We start from the raw sequence: 6,088 nt of genomic DNA on the forward strand, positions 1-6,088 counted from the left end.
GGTCTGCACCGGGGCGGTGTTCGCGGCGGTTCGGGCGGTCGCGGGGTCCGCGCTGGCGGGGCGGCGGGGTGCGAGGAGTTCGGCGTAGGTGCGCGTGTACCTCGCGAGAATCTCGTGGAGGTCGGACGCGGTCAGCTCCGCATACTCCTCGAAGATCTTCGCGTAGATCCGGATCTGGTCCGGATGGCTGTATCCGGTGGCTTCCAGCGTCTCGACCACGACAAGGCTGTCGTCCAGAATCGTGAAGCCCTGCACGTGCGGGTACTCCAGCTCGGCGGAGCTCGGCACGATCCGTACAGTGACGTTCTCCAGTTCCGCCACCGCAGCAATCCGCTTAATCTGGGCGATCATGTATTCCGGTGGCGCGAAACGGTTGCCGAGGACCGACTCCATCAGGATGAACTCGAACCGACGGGTCGCGTCGTACAGCAGATTCTGCCGCTTGATCCGCAGGCTGACCTTCTCCGCGGTCCGCTGGTACCACGCGCCCTCGTCGCCACCGATGGTGATGCGGTGGTAGCCGTTCACAACTCGGCGGGCGTATTCGCTGATCTGGATCAGCCCGGGCAGCAGGATCGGCTCGAACTCGCGGATGAGCGTCGCCTCCCGCTCGGCGTCCAGGATCTCCTCCTGGTCGAGGCTCACGCCCTGCGTGCGCGTCTCCACCCCGGCGGCGCGCCGGCGGGGCCCGCGGCGCGCGGCGGTGGACTGCAGCCGCTCGGCGAGGTCGACCAGATGGCGGACGTGGTCGGGCGGGGCCTGCAACGTACGGGCGATCCGGTCGACGTCGGCGGGGCTGGGTCGCAGCAGGCCATTCTCGATCTTGGAGATCGTGCTCTGGCTGATGCCCACGGACGAGGCGAGCGCCTGGCCGGTCATTCCACGGGAGTGGCGCAGCTGCGCGAGCTCGAACCCAAGCCCGTCCGGCGGCGTGGCGTCGGGTGCAGCCGCCGCCCGGGGCACATCCCCGCCCTCCATGACCACCTCCGAGGTTGGTCCGTCCACGCCGGCCACCGCGTGCGCCCCGACGGTTACGCCTGTGCCGGCAGGTCGCGCGCGGCCGCCAGGAACACGCTGCGGGGGATGCGCACCAACATCTCGCCGGGGGGCACCTCGCCGGTCGGGATCCGCTGATCCGCTACCGCGTATCCCTGGACGAAGATGTCCTGATCCTCATCGTTCACATACACCGTGGGGCAGTTCGCGCTGGCACACGACGTACTAGCCACCGGGACGAGCTGCATCGCTCCTACCTCTCTGCACCACTGCGCCTCATCCTAGGGATCACGCCCGAGTCGGGACATAGCGCAGTAATAATGATCAGATCTACGGGTAGCGGCGCGAATATTCTGGCCGCTCGGGGCATTTGGTCACTTTAGGCTGACATCCTGACACCTGCAGCGATAACTGACCGTCACCGTCGGCCCAGGAAGTACTGTTTCGCACACAGAACATGACAACATCAAGCAATTCAACCACCACTGAAAGTCACGGATTGGCGGAGAGTAACGCCAGTCCGGACCACCACAAATAGTACCGAAACCCTTGAAGCAGCGGCTCCATTGGGCTACCACGTGCGAGGCGCAGGAACGGAGCGTGAGGGCGATCCGGGCGCCACCCTATCGCCCACGACCACTCAGTGTAGTGCCACGAATATTTTCGCGACTCGAGCTGAAGGCTCCGCCCAGGGCGAAACTCACGTCGAGTCTCTGCCGCCGATACCCGGCGGCGTCGTCCGTCCCTGACGAGCGCCGGTCGGCCGGACTGCGGGCGGGTGGGCCCCTTCGAGCCACCGCGCGGCCTCGTGCCCATCGTGCCCGCCAGCGCGTGTGGGCGGCGTCAGCGGGCGGGCGGCGGCGCTGACTGTACGACCTGCAAGCAGCGATGTGCGAGGTGCAGGCCGCGAACCCAGGCCGCCACGATTCCGGTCTGACTCTGAATATTCGTAAATTCTCTTGAGATCCGGATCATCCTCCCGCATGATTCGGACTAGAGCGTCCCGTCGACCGACGGTGCCGCGGCCCGGGTTCGCGCCCGGCGGTCTTCCGGCCGCCGCTCCGGCAGTCCTCACCGTCGCCTTGGTCGACAGGGGACTCGACCGACAGGAGGGATGGCTGCATGCGCATCGCCAGCCGGCCGTCCGCGCCGCGGCAGACAGATCCCGGCTTCGACCCCACCGTCCACGCCGACCCCAATGTCCACGCCGACCCCACGGCCGGGGCTGCGAGGCGGGGGGCGGACGCTGCTCTCCCCGCGGTGGCACTCGCCCCGGTCAACCTGGCCGGAACGGCCGTGATCGGCCGCCCGCCGTCCTGGCCGCTGGTGCTGGCCTGGGCAGCGATCGCCACTCTGATGATGATCACGCAGGCCGTCGCGATCGCCCGCCGGGGGCGTGGCGGGGGCGGTCGGCCACGCGCCCGGCGGGCGGTCGCGACGCCTCGCGCCCGACCGGTTCCGCCGTCGGCGCGCTCCGGCGACCCCGCCCATCGCTTCGACCCGACCGGGTTCGAACCGCTTGCTGACCGGATGACGCTTCTGCTGCAGGACTTCCTCGCCGCCTCCGTCCCCAGGCCTGGCCGGCCCGCCCGCATCGACCTGCGCGCCCCCGCGACAAGCTGGTTCGTCGACGCGTTCACCGCGGCCTCGGATCTGCTCATCGGTACCTGCCAGACCGATCGCCCGGATACTCTCGCCGCCGCCGTGCGGGAGGCCGAGCGGCGATGGGGACTGGTCGACACATGGACCCGCGAGACGGGCGGACCCGCCGGCCACGACAATCCTGACGTCACCGATCGCGGCCCGCAGCCGACCTGAGCCCCCCGGGCGGCGATCTGCCACCTGCCGCGACCGGAGTGGCCGCCGCCACGACACCACCTGCCCGGGTCAGCTCCCCGCCAGTCACCCGCGCGGGCCAGGATAGGGACGTGACTCCTCCGACGGCTGAAGCCGCCAGCTTCTCAGGCCGCCTGAGCGTCGGTCTGAAGGACAAGCCCTGCCCTGAGGATGTTGACGGCCGCGTTCTCGTCCGCGTGTGCGGTGTGCCCGCACGTCACGCAGGCGAATACGGCCTGCGAGGGCCGGTTCTCCTCAGCGACGTGGCCGCAGGCCGCGCAGCGCTGGGGGGTGTGGATCGACCTGTTCAGCCCCGACTTGGCCGCCTGGCCGTTCGCCAGGAACGCCCCCGGCCGGTCGGGTTTGGCCTTTGCCCGCCTGACCATGCCCTTGATGGTGAGCTTCTCGACGGCGATCAGGTCATGGTCACGGACGAGTTCGAGCGCGGTCTTGTTCGCGAGGTCGAGCCGCTGGCGGGCAACCGCACGATGCTGGGCGGCGACCAGGGCGGCTGCTCTGCGAAGCCGCGTCGAGCCGCGTTTCTTGCGCGCAAGGTCGCGCTGCGCGTCGGCGAGCTTCTCGGCGGACCGCTCGAGGAACCTCGGGTTGCCGACATGGCGGCCCTTGGCCGTGGTCACCAGCGACGCGACACCCATGTCGACACCAACGACGGCACCGGCCGGCTCCAGCGGCCTCACGGGAACGTCATCGCAGGACAGGACCACATACCAGCGGTCACCTTCCCGCTTGACGCTGATCGTCCTGACCCCGCCGGCGACCGGCCGGTGCTGGTGGACCCTGACATGGCCGATGCCCTGAAGACGGACGAACGTCGTCGTCGGGTGCTCGGGCTGCGAGTCCCACCGGCAGCCGTCGCCGTCGACCGGCCACGTCACCGTGTCGAACCAACCCGCGCCCTTGAAACGCGGGTAGCCAGGCGTCTCACCCGCCCTCACCCGGCGGAAGAACGCGGCGAACGCGAGGGTGAGCCGGCGCAGCGTGGCCTGCTGCGAGGAGAACGACCAGCGGGCATGATCCGGATCGAACGCCCGAATCTCCTTGAGCTGGGCGGACTGGTCCCCGTAACTGACCTTGGTCCTGGACGAGCGCTTCACCGCCGCCGCCTGCGTTCCGCGCATGGTCCTTCAGCCAGGGGCACGATCGCCGCCGCGTTCGACACAACCATCACACTACCAGAACTGATGTTCGAACAGACACGCATCAGCGTGGCTGGCCCAACCGGTACCGATCCGTACCGGATTCCCCTGTCGCCTGAAGGCGACAGTCCCCTCCGAAGGACTTCGATGGCGACACCTGTCCATCAGGACCCGGCCTCATCCGGCCTGCCGGCACACGAGATCGACGCGGAGTTCCTCGCGCTGCCGCGTTCCGCCCTTACCGACGCGGCCCTGCAGACCGCGCGCGACCTCGGCGCCACCCACGCCGACATCCGCATCGAACGGTTGCGGGACTCCTCGCTGTCGTTCCGCGATGCCGCCCTGGAGAGCCGGCACGAGGGCGCCACACTGGGCCTCGCCGTGCGGGTCGTGCACGGGGGGACCTGGGGCTTCGCGGCCGGCGTCGACCTCACCCCGGACGAGGCGGCCCGGCTGGCCCGCCAGGCCGTCGAGATGGCGCGGGTGGCGGCCCCGCTGAACTCCGAGCCCGTCGAGATCGCCCCGGAACCGGCGCACACCGACGCGGTCTGGGTGTCGGCGTATGCCGCCGACCCCTTCGCCATCGACGCGCGCGAGCGGGTCGAACGGGTCGGGGGGCTGTGCCGCACCCTGTTCGCGGCGCAGGACGTCGACCACGTCGAGGGCCGGTTCGACGCCGTGATGGAGAACAAGTACTACGCGGATCTCGCGGGTACCTCGACGACGCAGCAGCGGGTGCGGGTGCTCTGCCAGATCGAGGCGACGCGGGTCGACCCGGGCGGTGGCTTCGAGACCATGCGCACCATCGCCCCGCCCGTCGGCCGGGGCTGGGAGTGGATGGTGGCGGGACCCGCGGCGGGCTGCTGGGACTGGGACGGCGAGATCGCCGTCATTCCCGGCCTGCTGGCGGAGAAGGCCAAGGCGTCCTCGGTCGAGCCCGGCCGGTACGACCTGGTGATCGACCCGTCGAACCTGTGGCTGACGATCCACGAGTCCGTCGGCCACGCCACCGAACTCGACCGCGCGCTGGGCTACGAGGCGGCCTACGCCGGCACGTCGTTCGCAACCCTGGACCAGCTCGGCGCCCTGCGCTACGGCTCCCCGGCGATGACGATCACGGGTGACCGCACCGCCCTGCACGGGCTGGCCACCATCGGCTACGACGACGAGGGCGTCCAGACCCGCCGGTTCGACATCGTGCGCGACGGCACCCTCGTCGGCTACCAGCTCGACCGGGCGATGGCGGCCCGCAACGCGAGCGTGCTCGGGGTGGAGCGCTCCAACGGCTGTGCCTTCGCCGACTCCCCCGGCCACGTGCCGATCCAGCGGATGGCGAACGTGTCCCTGCTGCCGGCACCGGGCGGCCCGTCGACCGAGGAGCTGATCAGCCGGATCGACCGCGGGATCTACATCGTCGGCGACAAGAGCTGGTCGATCGACATGCAGCGGTACAACTTCCAGTTCACCGGGCAGCGGTTCTACGAGATCCGCTCCGGGCGCATCGTCGGCCAGCTCCGCGACGTCGCCTACCAGGCGACGACGACGGACTTCTGGGGCTCGCTGGAGGCCGTCGGCGGCCCGCAGACGTACCTGCTCGGCGGCGCGTTCAACTGCGGCAAGGGGCAGCCGGGCCAGGTCGCGGCGGTCAGCCACGGCAGCCCGGCCGCGCTGTTCCGCGGCGTCAACGTCCTCAACACCCGGCGGGAGGCCGGCCGATGAGCCAGGTGACCGGAGCGGACACCACCCGGGCCGACCGGGCGGGCGCGGTGCCCGAGGCGGCCCACGAGATCGTCGAGCGCGCCCTGGCGCTGTCCCGGGCGGACGGCTGCGTGGTGATCGCCACCGAGTCCAGCTCGGTGAACCTGCGCTGGGCCACCAACACCCTGACCACCAACGGGGCGAGCCGGGACCGATCGATCACCGTCGTCAGCGTCGTCGGCCGCTCGTTCGGGGTGCGCACCGCCTCCACGATCGACACCCCGGCCGGCGGTCGGGGGGCACGGCCGGGCGACGTGGCGCATCCCACCGACGCCGACGGCCTCGCCGAACTCGTCCGCGCCGCCGAGGACGCCGCCCGCGAAGCGGAGGACGCCGAGGAC

The 6,088-nt window shown here is 70.4% G+C and carries 5 protein-coding genes and 1 pseudogene; 3 read left to right on the forward strand and 3 right to left on the reverse strand.

All coding sequences use genetic code 11. From position 1 onward, the window contains the following. Together NBZ85_RS26255 and NBZ85_RS26260 are read right to left on the reverse strand one after the other, a co-directional pair. Window positions 1-1,005: helix-turn-helix domain-containing protein (locus NBZ85_RS26255; protein ID WP_261562796.1), on the reverse strand; the 1,005-nt coding region annotated here is incomplete at its 3' end. 26 nt (window positions 1,006-1,031) lie between these two features. Continuing rightward, window positions 1,032-1,184, reverse strand: a complete 153-nt coding sequence (locus NBZ85_RS26260; protein WP_235947019.1) for a hypothetical protein — start codon at window positions 1,182-1,184, stop codon at window positions 1,032-1,034. 934 nt (window positions 1,185-2,118) lie between these two features. Here NBZ85_RS26260 and NBZ85_RS26265 point away from each other — a divergent pair. Next, window positions 2,119-2,814: a hypothetical protein gene (locus NBZ85_RS26265; RefSeq protein WP_261556221.1), complete on the forward strand. Its 696-nt coding sequence runs from the start codon at window positions 2,119-2,121 to the stop codon at window positions 2,812-2,814. Between the two features lie 143 nt (window positions 2,815-2,957). On the opposite strand, the gene NBZ85_RS26270 is transcribed toward NBZ85_RS26265, so the two are convergent. Next, entirely contained in the window at window positions 2,958-3,971 is a 1,014-nt protein-coding gene (locus NBZ85_RS26270) for an RNA-guided endonuclease InsQ/TnpB family protein (protein ID WP_261556220.1), read from the reverse strand. A gap of 165 nt (window positions 3,972-4,136) precedes the next feature. Here NBZ85_RS26270 and NBZ85_RS26275 point away from each other — a divergent pair, with 165 nt between their 5' ends. Both NBZ85_RS26275 and NBZ85_RS26280 read left to right on the forward strand, forming a co-directional pair. Next, window positions 4,137-5,708 (forward strand): TldD/PmbA family protein, encoded by a 1,572-nt coding sequence (locus tag NBZ85_RS26275; RefSeq protein WP_261556219.1) that lies wholly within the window; start codon window positions 4,137-4,139, stop codon window positions 5,706-5,708. Then, window positions 5,705-6,088: pseudogene (locus NBZ85_RS26280) on the forward strand (DNA gyrase modulator); the annotation flags it as partial. The gene NBZ85_RS26275 and the pseudogene NBZ85_RS26280, both read left to right, overlap by 4 nt.

It is taken from the genome of Frankia tisae, from assembly GCF_025403405.1.
In the GTDB taxonomy this organism is placed as follows: Bacteria; Actinomycetota; Actinomycetes; order Frankiales; family Frankiaceae; genus Frankia; species Frankia tisai.